9 protein-coding genes, 1 tRNA gene, 3 pseudogenes and 1 other annotated feature are annotated in these 14,274 nt (G+C 70.8%); of the genes and pseudogenes, 3 read left to right on the plus strand and 10 right to left on the minus strand.

The features are described 5' to 3' along the window. Positions 1-2: 2 nt before the first annotated feature. Positions 3-646, minus strand: a pseudogene (locus tag R0145_RS12830) (transposase); the annotation flags it as partial. Continuing rightward, positions 243-377, minus strand: a sequence feature (AL1L pseudoknot). (Overlaps the previous pseudogene by 135 nt.) A gap of 676 nt (positions 647-1,322) precedes the next feature. On the opposite strand from R0145_RS12830, the gene R0145_RS12835 reads away from it, so the two are divergent. Together R0145_RS12835 and R0145_RS12840 are read left to right on the plus strand one after the other, a co-directional pair. Then, complete coding sequence (locus R0145_RS12835) at positions 1,323-1,964, plus strand: hypothetical protein (RefSeq protein ID WP_317837256.1); 642 nt, start codon at positions 1,323-1,325, stop codon at positions 1,962-1,964. Continuing rightward, the gene (locus tag R0145_RS12840) at positions 1,961-2,731 is read left to right on the plus strand and encodes a hypothetical protein (protein ID WP_317837257.1); all 771 of its coding nucleotides are present in this window, start codon (positions 1,961-1,963) and stop codon (positions 2,729-2,731) included. Before R0145_RS12835 ends, R0145_RS12840 begins: the two co-directional genes overlap by 4 nt. Before the next feature lie 320 nt (positions 2,732-3,051). On the opposite strand, the gene R0145_RS12845 is transcribed toward R0145_RS12840, so the two are convergent. From R0145_RS12845 to mfd, 8 genes and pseudogenes are all read right to left on the minus strand, one after another. Next, positions 3,052-3,124 (minus strand) — tRNA-Leu (locus R0145_RS12845). Between the two features lie 43 nt (positions 3,125-3,167). Beyond that, positions 3,168-4,160 carry an exopolyphosphatase gene (locus tag R0145_RS12850; protein WP_317837258.1) on the minus strand — a complete coding sequence of 331 codons (993 nt, stop codon included), beginning with the start codon at positions 4,158-4,160 and terminating at the stop codon, positions 3,168-3,170. Further along, on the minus strand, positions 4,160-4,711 hold the full coding sequence (locus tag R0145_RS12855) for a DUF501 domain-containing protein (protein ID WP_317837259.1): 552 nt from the start codon (positions 4,709-4,711) through the stop codon (positions 4,160-4,162). The genes R0145_RS12850 and R0145_RS12855 overlap by 1 nt, the downstream gene beginning before the upstream one ends. A 133-nt stretch (positions 4,712-4,844) precedes the next feature. Further along, positions 4,845-5,516, minus strand: coding sequence for an FtsB family cell division protein (locus R0145_RS12860; RefSeq protein ID WP_317837260.1), 672 nt, complete (start codon positions 5,514-5,516; stop codon positions 4,845-4,847). A gap of 31 nt (positions 5,517-5,547) precedes the next feature. Next, positions 5,548-6,828, minus strand: coding sequence for a phosphopyruvate hydratase (gene eno / locus R0145_RS12865; protein WP_317837261.1), 1,281 nt, complete (start codon positions 6,826-6,828; stop codon positions 5,548-5,550). A 285-nt stretch (positions 6,829-7,113) separates the two neighbouring features. Continuing rightward, positions 7,114-7,704: pseudogene (locus tag R0145_RS12870) on the minus strand (MazG family protein); the annotation flags it as partial. A 100-nt stretch (positions 7,705-7,804) separates the two neighbouring features. After that, entirely contained in the window at positions 7,805-8,329 is a 525-nt protein-coding gene (locus R0145_RS12875; RefSeq protein WP_317837262.1) for a hypothetical protein, read from the minus strand. 211 nt (positions 8,330-8,540) lie between these two features. Further along, positions 8,541-12,137: pseudogene (gene mfd / locus R0145_RS12880) on the minus strand (transcription-repair coupling factor); the annotation flags it as partial. A gap of 120 nt (positions 12,138-12,257) precedes the next feature. On the opposite strand from mfd, the gene R0145_RS12885 reads away from it, so the two are divergent. Then, positions 12,258-13,643, plus strand: coding sequence for a PrsW family glutamic-type intramembrane protease (locus R0145_RS12885; RefSeq protein WP_317837263.1), 1,386 nt, complete (start codon positions 12,258-12,260; stop codon positions 13,641-13,643). Positions 13,644-13,665: 22 nt separating this feature from the next. Here R0145_RS12885 and pth read toward each other — a convergent pair whose 3' ends face one another. Further along, positions 13,666-14,268: an aminoacyl-tRNA hydrolase gene (pth, locus tag R0145_RS12890; protein ID WP_317840246.1), complete on the minus strand. Its 603-nt coding sequence runs from the start codon at positions 14,266-14,268 to the stop codon at positions 13,666-13,668. Positions 14,269-14,274: the final 6 nt, after the last annotated feature.

A 14,274-nucleotide genomic window follows, 5' to 3' on the forward strand; every position in this document is an offset into this window, starting at 1 on the left:
AACAACTTGACAAGCTCCATGGCCCGGTCCACGCTGCCTGCCGACGCCCCCGCGAGCCGTTGTCGGCGGACCAGCGCGGTCATCTTCCGGCGCCCGTAGAGGCCTTCGGGGGTCAACTTGAGTCGACCCGTCCTCGTGCACCGGGCCCAGGCGAGGTCGCGCACCACGTCGACCACTTGCGCATCACTGATGGTGCGGGCGGCGAGGTGGAGGTGCCCGTTGCGCCAGGCCCGGTAGGTCCGTGCGGCGATCTGGCAGCCCTGCTCGCGCAGGACCCGGCAGATCGACTCGACCGCATGACCCTCGGCGCGCAGGGTGTCGATGAACCCCATCATCACCGGTTGCGGGGGTCGAGTTCCCCCACGAAGAAAGATGTCGCGGCCTTCAGAATGGCCACGTCCTCACGCAGCCGGCGGTTCTCGGCCTTCAGCCGCTTGATCTCCTCGGCCTCCTCGCTGGTCACCCCGGGCCGTTGGCCGGTGTCGACCTCGGCCTGGATCACCCACCGGCGCACCGTCTCCTTGCCCACCCCCAGCTGCTTGGCCACGGCCTGGCTGGCGGCCGTCAACGTCGGGTACTCACCACGGTGTTCGGTCACCAAGCGCACCGCTCTGGCCCTCAACTCCGGATCGATCTTCTTCGGCATGCTGCTCATCCTCCTGCACTCAAACAGGAGCGGCATCAAACCTCGGACGCTTCATGCTGTACTGCAGATTTGCGATGACTCGCAGCCCCTCAGCCCGATGGCGCCGCCATCTGCCGTGGCATGCACGCAAGTCTCAGCGGGTCGCTGCAGCCGTTGCCACGCCGTGCTCAGGGTGCGGTCGCGTCGTACGGCTCCGCCCTACCACCTGGCGGGCATACCGCCAGCTGAGACGCAGATGCTGGTTCGAGCGCTCACCAGACCGCTGCACACCATTGCCCGAGCTCCCGCTCACCTCTCGTAGCGGGGCTCGCTGCGTTATCGCCCGAATGGAGCGGTGCACACGCACGAGCAGGCACGGACATGGCTCTCATGGATGGGTTGCTCACCACTGCATGAGTGAGACACTCCTGCCGCTTCCTGCGGCTGAAACTGTATGCGACGCCGCGCCGACAAGATGCGTTCATGGACACGTGTCATCGCCGAGCCGTCATGGATCGATCGATCACCTTACCTTCTGAGGTCCTCAAATACGGCTCTGACCTGCATCTTTATCTGACCACTACGCAAGGCGCCGAGTCGTGCCTGAACATGCATGGACACGCCACGCCACGGACCTTCTTGCCATCTCCCGTTGCGGCAGGTACTCTCGGGAGTCCATAAGCGTTAGGAGTGCTGCATGGACGTGAGCGAGACGCTCAAGAAGGCGTGGACTGCCGTCGAGGATGCCGGTCTGCCCGAGAAGCTTCAGGAAGTTGCGTTCCGCGAAGCGGTGCGACTGCTCGTCCCCGCTCAGGTCGTAGCGGCTGCTTCTGCTGCCGCACCGCGTACGTCTGGCCAGTCGGGGAAGTCTGGCGCGACGAGCGGGTCCACCGGGAGCGGTACGAGCGGCGGGGGCTCCAACGGCGACGGGTCCAAGATCACCGAGGCTGAGAGCACGATCCTCGACAAGGTCGAGCAGCACACGGCCGTCTCCCGCGAGAAGCTGGAGGAACTGGTCTACCTCGACGACGGGGTCCTGAAGGTGAGCCTCCCCGGCATCAAGTTGGGCAAGAACAACGCCGACAAGACGCGGGCGATCGCGCAGATCCTCACCATCGTGCGCGGCTTCGGTCTGGACGAGGACGAGACCTCGCTGGAACTCGTGCGGGCCGAGGCCCAGCGGCTCAAGTGCTACGACTCGGCGAACTTCTCGGCGCAGGTCAAGGCGCTGAACGGCTACCTCATCACCGGTAGCGGCGCCAACCGCCGCATCCGGGCGAAGTCCGGTGGCATTAACGGGTTCCCCGCGTTCGTAGACAGCCTCCTGAGCGAGTCGTGACCGCGCTCGACGTCCGCGTCCAGCAGGGCTTCATCGCAGCGGGCATCCCCGCCGAGCTGGTGAAGGAGTTGCTGGAGGCGTTCGCCGAGGCGAAGCGGCGGTTCTACCGGGACGACTTGCGGCCCTCCGAGATCGAGGGCGCTCGGTTCTCGGAAGCCGTCTTCCGGATCCTCGAGTGGGCGACGACGCAGCAGTACACGCCGCTCGGCGGCAACCTGCCCAAGATCCCGACCCTGATGGGCAAGTTAGAGCAGGCTACGGCTTCGCCTGAGAGCGTCCGCTTCCACATTCCGCGCACGCTCCGTCTGATCTACGACGTGCGGAACAAGCGGGACGTGGCGCACCTTGGCGACGGCATCGACCCGAACCGGCAGGACGCCACGATGGTCGTTCGGAACATGGAGTGGGTGCTCTCCGAGCTTGTGCGCCTCCACCACAACGTGTCCGCGACCGAGGCGCACGGGATCATCGCCGACCTCGTGTCGAAGGACATCCCACTGATCCAGGTCTTCGACGGCTTCCCGCGCGTGCTGAAGCAGTTGAAGGCATCGGACCACATGCTCGCCTTGCTCTACTGGCGCGGTGTCGAGGGTGCAACTTTCACCGAGTTGCATTCCTGGGCGAGGGCAGCGATGCGCGCCAACCTGAAGCGCACCCTGAACACGCTGGACGCCAAGGATCTGATTCACCTCAACGGTGACCGCCACGTTCTGACTAATCTCGGCGAACGGGACGTCGAGCAGCGCAAGCTGCTCGAACCGCAGTAGGCCGTTCCCCGGAGCCCATGACGCTTGGTCATACCGACCCTCTCGCAGGCTCCCGCCGTTCTAGATCGCGATCTGCGGCGGTCCGACGCTAGAGAGGCCTCCGCCAAGGATCGCGAGGGCACCCTCCTCGAGCTCATCCAGTCGGCCGTCTTATGCGCAAGGAGCACAGCACCGTGACTGGTCGTTTCGAGGTAAAGGTCGCCTTCGTCTCAAGGGCGGTATGCGGTGCGACTCCGATAGCGAGGACGACACGAGGAGTAAAGCCAGAGTTTGAAGCCCACCCTGCCGGGTCGAGCCAACGCACAAGGCTCGAACTTTCGTGCCCCCGATGGGATTCGAACCCATACTGTGGCGGGTTTAAGCCGCCTGCCTCTGCCGTTGGGCTACGGGGGCCCATGGGGATCGTACGATCCCCGATCGACACACGGGAGCGGGTTCAGTCGCCCCGCAGCGCCCAGTCGGCCGCCCCGTCGAGGAGGTCGGTCTCGGAGACCAGCAGCCCCGGCACGTCGAGCCGGCGCGCGATCCGTTCCAGGATGACTGCACCGGCGGTGATCACCTCAGCCCGCTTCGGGTGCAGCGAGGGGATCCGGCGCAGGTCGGCGATCGTCCGGGCGCAGAACTCATCGGCCAGCGAACGCAACGCGGGCAGTGGCATCCGGGCGCCGTGGATGCGGTCCCGTTCGTACGTCGATAGCTCCAGGTGGACGGCCATCAGCGAGGTGACGGTGCCGGCGACACCGACCCATTCGCGGACCGCCGCGAAGTCGATCCCGCTCGCGTCGAGGGCCCGGTCGATGACGTCTCGGGTGGCGATGATCTCCGCCTGGCTCGGCGGGTCGCCGGGCAACGTACGCTCCCGCAGCCGGACCGACCCGATGTCCAGGGAAGCCACGAAGGGGGCCCGCACCTCGTCGTCCGGGTCGCCGAGGGCGAACTCGGTCGAGCCGCCGCCGACATCGGTGACCAGCACCGGGCCGGCAACCTTCACCCCGGCGACGCGCAGGCCCCTGACCGCTCCGGCGAAGGACAGCGCGGCCTCCCGGTCGCCGGAGATCACGGTGGGGTCGACGCCAAGCCGCTCGCGGACCCCGGCGACGAACAGATCGCGGTTGGTGACGTCACGGGCGGCGGAGGTCGCCACCATCCGGATGTGGCCCGGGTCGACCCCAGCCTCCCGGATCATCCCGGCGTACTCGTCGAGGGCGGCGAATGTCCGCGCCAGCGCCGCCGCGGAGAACTCGCCGGTGGCATCGACCCCCTCGCCCAGCCGGACGATCCGCAGCTGGCGGGTGAGCTCGACCGGCGTCGGGTGGGAGTGGGCACCGGGAACAGGCGTGGTACCGGTGCCGGGAGCACCGCTATCGTCGCCCTCCACCAGCAGGAGGCGCAGCGAGTTGGTCCCGCAGTCGATCCCCGCGGCCCGCATCAGCCCTGATCCTGACCGACATGCCGTCGTCCGTTCTCCGCCTCGTCGAGGGACGACGCGCCTTCATCGAGGCACGGGTGACGCCAGAACTCCCCCAACGCGGCCAGCGTCTCGTCGCCCAGCGGATTGACACCGGGCCCCGCAGCGAGGGAATGCGCGGCGAGCACGTGCAGGCACTTCACCCGGGTCGGCATACCGCCGGCGCTGATCCCGTCGATCTCCTCGACGTGCCCGAGCGCCTCGCGGTCGGCGAGGTAGGCCTCGTGGGCACGCCGGTAGCCGGCGGCGAGGTCCGGGTCGACGCCCAGCCGATCTGTCATCTCGGCCATCAGACCGGCGGCCTCGAGGGTGGAGCACTCGGCGGTGGCCCGGGGGCAGGTCAGGTAGTAGGTGGTCGGGAACGGGGTGCCGTCAGGCAGCCGCGGTGCGGTCGCCACGACGCCCGGCTTGCCGCACGGGCAGCGCCAAGCGACCCCCACTACGCCCCGCGGCAGCCGGCCGAGCTGGGCGGCGATCACCTGCTCGTCGCGGGGACTCATCGGTTCGACCATGGGGTCCAGTCTCGCACGCCGGCACGGGGCCGGGCCGGGCCGACCACGTCGTCCGGTCAGCTCACGGGACCCTCCTGCTCAGGTCAACGGCCCCATCCGAGCCCTATCTGATGGGCACACCAGGCCCGCCCGATCAGGGGGTGGGGCCGGTCTCGGGCACCGAGGTGAGGGTCCGGGAGCCGGCCGGGGTCGTCGCCTTGCCGGTGCTGCGGCCGCCGGCCGTGGAAGAGGGGGTGGCACTCGGGGTGGCGGAGGCGGCCGGGGTCGAGGCGCCGACCGGCACGTCGCTCGCCGGGGTGGGCCGGTCCGCGGTCGTGGCGCTGCCCCACATCTTCATCCACCAGGCATCGGTGGCCGGTGTCGCCTGATCGGACCGTTGGCTGTCCAGCCGGGCGCCCTCCAGCGGTTTGCCGTCGGCACCGATCACGCGGTAGCCGGTCTCCCCCGGCATCACCCAGCCGAGGCGCTGCCGGGCCTGCTGACGGACATAGGCCGGGTCGTTCCAGGACGCGAGCTGACGGTTGAGGTCATCGATCGCCTGCTGGCGCTGGGTGATCGCGGTGCGCAACTCGGCGAGCTGGCGCTGCTGGCGGAAGTAGATCTGCAGGCTGGCAGCCGCGGAGATGACCAGCACCCCGACCACCGTTCCCAACAGGACCAGCCGCAGGGCGGCGCTCGGGCCCGCGGAACGTGGCCGCTCCTCGGCGCCGTCGCCGGGGTCGGACGACGAACGGGAGCCGGCCCGATCCCGAGGTGTCCCCCGGTCCGGTCCGGCTCCCGTTCTGGTCTGTCCCTGGTCTGCCACGTCCCCCAGTGTGGCCGATCAGGTCAGGAAATCACGCCTGGAAACGCGGGAAGGCGCTGCGGCCGGCGTACTCGGCGGCCTCGTCCAGCTCCTCCTCGATGCGGAGCAGCTGGTTGTACTTGGCGACCCGGTCGGTACGCGCCGGCGCGCCGGTCTTGATCTGGCCACAGCCGCAGGCCACCGCCAGGTCGGCGATGGTGACGTCCTCGGTCTCGCCGGAACGGTGCGACATCATCGTGTGGAAGCCGTTGCGGTGGGCGAGGTCGACGGCGTCGAGGGTCTCGGTCAGCGAGCCGATCTGGTTCACCTTGACCAGCAGGGCGTTGGCGGACTTCTCGTCGATGCCGCGCTGCAGGCGCTCCACGTTGGTGACGAACAGGTCGTCACCGACCAGCTGGACCTTGTCACCGATCTCGGCGGTGATCTTCTTCCAGCCCTCCCAGTCCTCCTCGTCCAGCGGATCCTCGATGGACACGATCGGGAACCGGTCGACCCACTCCTCGTAGATGGCGATCATCTCGTCGGAGGTCTTCGCGGCGCCCTCGAAGACGTACGCCCCGTCCTGGTGGAACTCCGAGGAGGCGACGTCCAGCGCCAGCGCAATGTCCTGGCCGGGCTGCAGGCCGGCGGCCTCGATCGCCTCGACGATCAGCTCGAGCGCAGCGACGTTGGCCGGCAGGTTCGGGGCGAAACCGCCCTCGTCGCCCAGCCCGGTCGACAGACCCTTGGCCTTGAGGACCTTCTTCAGGGAGTGGTAGACGCGGGCACCCCACTCGAGGGCCTCGCGGAAGGTCGAGGCGCCGATCGGGGCGATCATGAACTCCTGGACGTCGACGTCGGAGTCGGCGTGCGCGCCACCGTTGAGGATGTTCATCATCGGCACCGGGAGGATATGCGCGGAGGGGCCGCCGACGTAGCGGTACAGCGGCAGGTCGGCCGACTGGGCGGCGGCGTGGGCGATGGCCAGGGAGACGCCGAGGATCGCGTTGGCGCCCAGCTTGCCCTTGTTCGGGGTGCCGTCCAGCTCGAGCATGGCCTGGTCGATGAGGCGCTGCTCGGAGGCCTCGAGGCCCAGCAGCTCGGGGGCGATCTGCTCGATGACGTTCTCGACGGCCTTCAGCACGCCCTTGCCGCCGTAGCGGGAGTCGTCGCCGTCGCGCAGCTCGACCGCCTCGAACTGTCCGGTGGAAGCGCCGGACGGGACGTCGGCACGGCCCTGGGTGTCGTCGTCGAGGATGACCTCGACCTCGACCGTCGGGTTGCCGCGCGAGTCGAGAATCTCGCGGGCGTCGATGAATTCGATGCTTGCCACGGTGGTTGCCTTTCGATCAGCCTCTGACATGCGCGGGGACGGCCGGAAGGCCGCAGTCCCGCGCTCGGGTCCAGCCTAGACATATCGGTTCGGTCCGGTGTGAGGTACCCCCTCCCCGCGCCGGACGGGTCAGAGTTCCTCGGAGTCGGTCTCGGTGTCCGGCACGACCCGGCCCGGCCGGCGGGGCCCCGGGCGGTCGGCCGGCCCGGCGTCTTCGCCGGGTCCGGCGTTTTCCTCGGAGCCGACGGTTCCACCGGGCCTGGCGCCCGCACCCGATCCGGCGGTCTCGGCGCGGACCACCGCCGCCTCGAGCCGGCGCAGCGCGTCCCGGGTGGCCTGCTCCGGGTCGACGCCACCGGCCCGGGCCCGGCTGACCAGGCCGAGGATCGTACGTCCCAGCTCCTCGGCGCTGATCGGGTCGGTCGGCAGCTCGATGCCCTGGCCGGCCAGGTCGACCTGGTGGGACACCGCCCGGCCGATCACCTTGTTCGCCCGGTGCATCGCGGACAGCTGTTGGGGGATGCCGTCGAGGGTGGACGTACGCCCCTTGAGCCGGCGTTTGCGCTGCTCCCAGGTGGCGTCGAGGTCCTCGGGGACCTCCTCGGCCGCGAAGATGTACGGATGCCGGGCGATCAGCTTGTCCGCGACACCCCGGGCGATGTCGTCGATGTCGAAGCCCTCACCGTCCGGCTCCGCAGCGATCGCGGCGTGGAAGACGACCTGCAGCAGCAGGTCGCCGAGCTCCTCCCGCAGGTGCGCCGGCTCCCCGACCTCGATCGCCTCGACGGTCTCCATCGTCTCCTCGACCAGGTACTGCACCAGGGACCGGTGGGTCTGCTCGGCGTCCCACGGGCAGACCTCGCGCAGGATGCCCATTACCTCGACGAACCGGTCGAGCTGCGGGTGCGGGGTGCCGGTCCTGGCGAGGGGGATGGCGCGTGGAGCGCGGGGGCTGTCGCGCGGAGCCACCGGGGCCTCAGTTCGTCGTGACCGGCACCGACAGCGATCCGGTGCCGGTGACCAGGCTCATCTGCTTGGTGTCCCAGGTGCCGAAGCGCGGGTTGACCGCGATGCTGGTGCTGGCCTGCTGGGCTGCCATCGCCTCGGCGCCGAAGGCCTGCTGGGCGTGCACGACGTCACCGACCGCCTCGGCGTACGGGCGGGCGTCCGCATCGCCCTCGAGCTGTGTCCCGCCCGGGATGGAGGCGAGCGCCGCGTCCCGGTCGGCCGTGGTGATCGGCTTGCCGGCCTTCTGCGCCGCACTGTCGGCCAGTGCCTGCGACACCAGGGCCGCCACCACGAGCTGCTCGTCGCGCAGGGTCGCTGTGTTGTCGCCGCGTACGGTCGAGGCCACCGCGGTGGCCGTCTTCTCCACCTCGGCGACCGACACCCGCCGCCCGTTGATCACCACCGCGTCGGAGCCGGTGCCGCCGGCACACCCGGTCAGCGTGAGGATGATGGCCCCCGCGGCAGCGAGGGCGGGCAGTGCGCGAAGCGCCATGGTGTCTCCCGTCGGACGTCTGGTCGTCGGCCCGATCCTACGCGCCTCGGCGGGGCCGGCTGGCCGGACCACCACGCCGGGCGACCTGACCCTTCGGCACCGGCCGCGTCGTCCGTGACCCGCTCCCCCGCTCCGGTCCGGACCGCGGGACAGGGCCCGTCCTCGGCGCCGGCGCGCCACTCGCCACCGGCACCGGAGCCTCCGCAGCCGGCGGCCGGCTCCCCGACGCCGCCGGCAGGGTGAGCACCTCACGGACGACCTGGTCGGCCCAGGACAGCAGGTCACGGTTCTGCAACGGTCGCCCGCCCAGCGGTGAGCTGGTGGGGCGGGGGATGATGACCTGGCCCGCGGACGCCTTGTAGACGCTGCGGGGGTGCAGCCGGGCCAGTTTGAGCTGGCGCGATTCCGGCAGGTGCACCGCCGCGAACCGTACGTTAGCGCCCTGGACGATCACCTCCCGCAGGCCGGCCTCCTGGGCCCGCAGCCGGAACCCGGCGACCGCGAGCAGCGTCTCCACCGGATCGGGCAGCGGCCCGTACCGGTCCTCCAGCTCGGCCCGGACCTCGGCCAGGTCCGCGTCGGAGCGGACCACCTCGGCGATCGTCTTGTACATCTCCAGGCGGAGCCGTTCCGAGCCGATGTAGTCCTCCGGCAGGTGCGCGTCGACCGGCAGCTCGATCCGGGTCTCCGGCTCTTCCTCGGCGTCGGTGTCACCGCGGTACTCGGCCACCGCCTCACCGACGAGCCGGACGTAGAGGTCGAACCCGACGTCGGCGATGTGGCCGGACTGCTGGCCGCCGAGCAGGTTGCCCGCGCCGCGCATCTCCAGGTCCTTGGTCGCGATCGCCATCCCGGCACCGATGTCGGTGTTCGCGGCGAGCGTCGCCAGCCGGTCGTGGGCGTCCTGGGAGAGCGGTTTGTCCGGCGGGTAGAGGAAGTAGCAGTAGCCCCGCTCCCGGCTGCGGCCGACCCGGCCGCGCAGCTGGTGCAGCTGCGACAGCCCCATCTGGTCGGACCGCTCGACGATCAGGGTGTTGGCGGAGGCGATGTCCAGGCCTGCCTCGACGATGGTGGTGGCGACCAGGACATCGGCCCGGCGCTCCCAGAAGTCGAGCATCACCTGTTCCAGCTGGCGCTCCCCCATCTGGCCGTGCGCGGTGACCACCCGGGCCTCGGGGACCAGCTCGCGGATCCGGGCAGCGGCCCGGTCGATGGTCTGCACCCGGTTGTGGACGTAGAAGATCTGGCCCTCCCGGAGCAGTTCGCGCCGGATCGCCGCAGTGACCTGGCCCTCGTCGTACGATCCGGCGAAGGTGAGCACCGGGTGGCGCTCCTCGGGCGGGGTGGCGATGGTGGACATCTCCCGGATGCCGGTGATCGCCATCTCTAGGGTGCGCGGGATCGGGGTGGCCGACATGGCGAGCACGTCGACGTTCATCCGCATCTTCTTCAGCTGTTCCTTGTGCTCGACGCCGAAGCGCTGCTCCTCGTCGATGATCACCAGCCCGAGGTCCTTGAAGACGACCTCCTGGGAGAGCAACCGGTGGGTGCCGACGATCACGTCGATCCGGCCGGCGGCCAGGTCGTCGAGCACCCGGCGGGCCTCCTTGTCGGTCTGGAACCGGGACAGCGCCGCCACCCGCACCGGGAAGCCGGCGTAGCGCTCGGCGAAGGTGTTGTAGTGCTGGGTGACCAGCAGGGTGGTCGGCACCAGGATCGCCACCTGTTTGGAGTCCATCACCGCCTTGAACGCGGCCCGCACCGCGATCTCGGTCTTGCCGTAGCCGACGTCGCCGCAGATCAGCCGGTCCATCGGCACGGTCTGCTCCATGTCGTGCTTGACCTCGTCGATCGCCGACAACTGGTCGGGGGTCTCGGTGTAGTCGAAGGCGTCCTCGAGCTCGCGTTGCATGGTGGAATCGGTGCTGAACGCAAAGCCCTTGGCGGCCTGCCGGGCGGCGTAGAGCCGGACCAGTTCACCGGCGATCTCCTTGACCGCGCTGCGGGCCCGGGACTTCCGCTTCGCCCAGTCCGAGCCGCCCATCTTGTCCAGCGCAGGCACCTCGCCGCCCACGTAGCGGGTGACCTGGTCGAGCTGTTCCATCGGGACGAACACCCGGTCGCCGGGCTGGCCCTTCTTGCTGGGCGCGTACTCGATCACCATGTAGTCGCGGGTGGCGCCGGCGACCGTACGCTGCCTCATCTCGACGTAGCGCCCGACGCCGTGGTGCTCGTGCACCACCGGGTCGCCCGGCTTCAGCTCCAGCGGGTCGATGGCCTTGCGGCGGCGGGCCGGCATCTTGCGTTCCGCCCGGTCGGTCTGGGCCTGACCGGACAGGTCGCCGGCGGTCCAGACCGCCAGCCGGACGTCGTCGGCCAGGAAGCCGTGCCGGATGCCGGTGGTCACCAGCTCCACCACGTGCTCGACCGGCGGCTCGGTGACGTCCGGCACGACCCGGGCGGCGACGTCGTGCTCGGCGAGCAGGTCGGCCAGCCGCTGGGTGGTGCCGTGGCCCTCGGCCGACATCACCACCCGCCAGCCGTCCCGGACGGCGGCGGCGATCTCGGCCACCGCCCGCTCGGTGTCGCCGGCCCAGCTGTGCGCGTCGCGGGCCTGCAGCATCCGCACCGGCGTCGCGCCGGCCTTGAGCTGGGCCAGGGCCTCCGCCGCGATGTCGCGGTCGGCGTCGGGGCCGGCGGCGAACGGGGAGAGCGTCCACCAGGACTGGCCCAGCCCCAGCGCGTGGGCACGGACCGCGCCCAGCTCCTGGTAGGAGGAGGCCTGGAGGTCGATCGGCGCGGTCCCTCCGGAGGCGGCGGCAGCCCAGCCCGCCTGGAGGAACTCCGCCGAGGTGGTGACCAGGTCGGCCGCCCGGGTCCGGACCAATTCGGGGTCGGCCACCAGGAGGAGCGCATCGGGGGGCAGCACGTCCACCAGCAGCTCCATCCGGTCGACCAGCGCCGGGGCCAGCGACTCCATGCCGTCGGCGCCCAGCCCCTGGGCGATCCGGTCGAGCATCTCGGTCAGCTCCGGATGATCGGCGACCAGCGCCGCGGCCCGGGCCTTGACCTGAGGGGTCATCAGCAGCTCGCGGCACGGCGAGCAGACGATCTCGTCGAGCGTACGGTCGGTGGAGCGCTGGTCGGCGACCATGAAGTAGCGCAGGTCCTCCACCGTGTCGCCGAAGAAGTCGATCCGGACCGGGTGCTCGTGGGTCGGCGGGAACACGTCGACGATGCCGCCGCGGACGGCGAACTCGCCGCGGCGCTGCACCATATCCACCGGCAGGTAAGCGGCGGCGACCAGGTCCTCGGCGACCGCGGAGATGTCGTACTCGGCGCCGCGGCGCAGCCGGACCGGCGCGATATCGGCCAGACCGGCGACCTGCGGCTGCAGCACCGCCCGGACCGGCGCGATCACCACCCGTGGCGCCGGCAGGTCATCGTGGCCGGCCAGCCGCCGCAGCACGTCCAGCCGCCGCCCGACGGTGTCGGAGCGCGGGCTGAGCCGCTCGTGCGGCAGGGTCTCCCAGGCCGGGTAGTAGGCGGCGGCGTCGGGGCCGAGCAGGGCCTGCAGGGCGTCCGACAGTTCCTCGGCCTCCCGGTAGGTCGCGGTGACCAACAGGAACGTACGCTCGGTGCGCCGCACCAGCTCCGCGGTGAGGAAGGCGCGGACCGAGCCGGGGGCGGTGATGTCGAGGGAGTGCAGGACACCGGTGCGGGCGTCGGACACGCACTCGGCGACCACGGGATCGGTGCCCAGGAGGTCGAGGATGCCGGCGAGCCTGCCCGTCACGTGTTCGGTCACCGGACAACGGTAGCGCGCGGTCCTGACACCGGGCCCGGCGTGGAAGCCGACGTACGCCCCGCAACGGCCGGGTGAGGCGGCACCTGGGGCGATGTCACCCCGATCGCCTACCCTGAGGCTGTGAGCGACTCCCAGCCGCCGAACCAGCAGCGTCCGCCGTGGCAGGGCGGCCCGGTGCCCCCGCCGTCGGGTCCGACCCCGACGCCGCAGGGCCCCGCGCCATCACCCTGGACCCGACCGTACGATCCTCCGTCGCCGTGGGCCCGCCCGTCCGGCCCCGCACCCTCCGCCGGGGCCTTCGGCGCGCCGGCGCCGGCCGAGCCGTACCGACCGGTGCAGGTCCGGATGGTCCGCCGGGCGGGTGCCCCGCTGGCCGGCCTCATCCTGGCCGCCATCGGTGCCGCCGTGGTGGTGTTCCTCGCCCTGTCCGGCGCGACCACCGTCGGCACCTTCGTCGGTGCGGTCGTGCTGGCCACCGTCGGCGCCGTCGTGGTCATCACCTGCTACATGTGGCTGGACCGCTGGGAGCCGGAGCCGCCCGCGTACCTGATCTGGGCCTTCCTGTGGGGCGGCGGGGTCGCGACCGTGGGGGCGATGGTGATCGAGCAGGTCCTCTCCCTGCTCGTCTTCGACGGTGACGAGGTGCTGACCGCGGCCGTCGGCGCCCCGCTGGCGGAGGAGTCCCTCAAGGGCGCCTTCCTGCTGATCATGCTCACCGGGCTGCGCCGCCGGGAGATGACCTCACTGACCGACACCCTGGTGTACGCCGGGATGTCCGGGATCGGCTTCGCCTTCGTGGAGAACCTGCTCTACTTCTCCACCTCGGAGTCGCTGGGTCAGACGACGTTCATGTTCTTCGCCCGGATCCTGATGGGGGCGTTCGCGCACCCCTTCTTCACCACCATGACGGCGTTGGGGGTGTGGGCGTCGATGCAGCGGCGGGCGGGCGGGGCGAAGGTGACCTTCATCCTCCTCGGCCTCGCCGGGGCGATGGTGCTGCACGGCCTGTGGAACCTCTCCTCCTCCTACAGCATCACGGCGTACGTCGGCACCTACGTGCTGGTGATGGTGCCGGCGTTCGTCGTGCTGGTGCGCCAGGCGATCCGGTCACGGCGACTGGAGGGCGTGGTGGTCCGCCGGGAGCTGCCGGAGATGGTGTGGAGCGGGCTGATCAGCCCCGAGGAGGCCGGCTGGCTGGGATCGCTGCGCACCCGAGCGGCCCGGACCCGGGGCCTGCCGCGCGAGGAGGCCCGGGCGGTGGCCACCTTCACCGACGCGGTGACCGAGCTGGCGTTCGTCCGGGACCGGATCAAGCGCGGCTGGTCGACGCCGGAGCTGCAGGCCCAGCAGGCGGAGTTGGCGATGTTCGTGGCGGATCTGCACGCCGCGGCGGCACCGGTGATCGAGCCGATGACCGGCGGGATCCCGGTGGTTCCGCCGGTGGCGCCGCCGCCCAGCGCGCCGCTGCCGCCGTTCGAGCCGCGGCCCGGCGGCTGGCGGGGCTGACCCTGACGGGAGAGCGGCCGGGTCAGGAGTTGTAGCGGTTCTGGGCCGCCGACAGGCCCTCGGTGAGCAGCATTTCCACCGCGTCGGCGGCCCGGGCGACCTCGACCGCGACCGCCTCGCGTTGGCCCGTGGGAATCGGCGCGAGAACGTAGTCGGCCGGCGCCTGACGGCCGGGTGGCCGGCCGATGCCGAACCGGACCCGTAGGAAGTCCCCGGAGTGCAGGTGGGCCCGCATCGACTTCAGGCCGTTGTGGCCGTTGTCGCCGCCGCCTTTCTTGAGGCGCAGCTGGCCCAGGTCGAGGTCCAGCTCGTCGTGGACGGCGACGATCTCACCGGGGGTGACCCCGTAGAAGGCGGCGAGCCGGCCGACGGCGAGCCCGGAATCGTTCATGTAGGTGTGCGAACGGACCAGGGCCAGGCGTACGGCCCCGGCCCCGGGAACGCCGAGGCCCAGCGGACCGATCCGGGTCTCGGCGACGTCGGCCCGCATCTTCGGCACCGACTTCAGGGCGACCCGGGCGCGGCGGGCGAGTTCGTCGACGACCAGGTAGCCGACGTTGTGCCGGGTGTGGGTATAGGTGGGGCCCGGATTGCCGAGCCCCACCACCAACCACATGTCCGTCAGTCCTTC

This window comes from Raineyella sp. W15-4 (assembly GCF_033170155.1).
Taxonomy (GTDB): Bacteria; Actinomycetota; Actinomycetes; order Propionibacteriales; family Propionibacteriaceae; genus Raineyella.